Raw genomic sequence first — 1,061 nt, 5'->3', positions numbered from 1 at the left:
CGTTGGGCACCTCGGACAGAGCCGAGCGCTTCTACGACGACCAGGTGATCGACTATCTGAATCCCACGATGGTCGATTTCGTCGCCCGGATGGACATGGCCTTCATCGCCACCTCCGATTCACACGGCGAATGTGACTCCAGCTTCCGGGCGGGGACCCCCGGATTCCTGCACGTGATCGACGATCGCACGATTGCGTACCCCGAATATCGAGGTAACGGGGTGATGGCCAGCCTGGGCAATATCCTCGAGAACCCGCACGTGGGAATCCTGATGATCGACTTCGTTCGCGACCTCATCGGCCTGCACATCAACGGAAAAGCCCGCATGGTCGCCGACAGCGAGCTGCGCGAGGACGTCACCGATCTGCCGCCCGCCGAGCGAGGAAAGACCTCGCAGGTGTGGGTGGTGGTCGATGTCGAAGAGGCCTACATCCACTGCCGCAAGCACATCCCGCAGATGGTGCCGGTCTCGCGGGACCAGCGCGAATGGGGCACCGACAACGTGCGCGCCAAAGGCGGCGACTACTTCGGCGTCAAGGCGGGCAAGCAGGCACCGGCCATCGCCGAGGCCAGCTAGCTACTCGATCTTGAAGATCACCACACGCTGCACGACGAAGTTGATGACGGTTGCGGTGCCCTGCGCGATCACGAATGCGAGGGGCTGGCGCCACCACTCGTCGGGCAGCGCGAAGTACAGCGCCGCGTTGATCCCCACCTGCACCGCGAACGTCACCGCGTAGAGCGCCACCACCGCGAAGAACCTGGCCCTGCTCGGCTCTGCCTTGAAGGTCCAGCGCCGGTTGATCAGGTACGCCGTGGTGGTGCCTGCGACGAAACTGATCGCCTTCGCCAGGCTCACCGGCCACCCGAGCAGATTCAGCAGCAGGCTGTAGATGCCGTAGTCGACGATCGCCGACAAACCACCCGTCAGCGTGAACCGCACGATCTGCGTCTTGAGGTCGACTTCGGTCCCGCCGGGCTCGTCGACCAGGGGAATTTCGGCGGGCAGCGGCAGAACTTGGTCACCAGGACGACGATCAGGACCAGGCAGGTGATGACG

The 1,061-nt window shown here is 63.8% G+C and carries 2 protein-coding genes; one reads left to right on the top strand and one right to left on the bottom strand.

All coding sequences use genetic code 11. The features are described 5' to 3' along the window. Positions 1 to 2: 2 nt before the first annotated feature. Positions 3 to 578, top strand: coding sequence for a pyridoxamine 5'-phosphate oxidase family protein (locus ACFWF3_RS36990; protein ID WP_379318917.1), 576 nt, complete (start codon positions 3 to 5; stop codon positions 576 to 578). Here ACFWF3_RS36990 and ACFWF3_RS36985 read toward each other — a convergent pair whose 3' ends face one another. Then, positions 579 to 1,052: a GtrA family protein gene (locus ACFWF3_RS36985; RefSeq protein ID WP_379318919.1), complete on the bottom strand. Its 474-nt coding sequence runs from the start codon at positions 1,050 to 1,052 to the stop codon at positions 579 to 581. Positions 1,053 to 1,061: the final 9 nt, after the last annotated feature.

Origin of the sequence: Nocardia sp. NPDC060220, from assembly GCF_042727815.1 — a bacterium.
Taxonomy (GTDB): Bacteria; Actinomycetota; Actinomycetes; order Mycobacteriales; family Mycobacteriaceae; genus Nocardia.
This window is presented reverse-complemented; position numbering and strand designations above follow the sequence as displayed.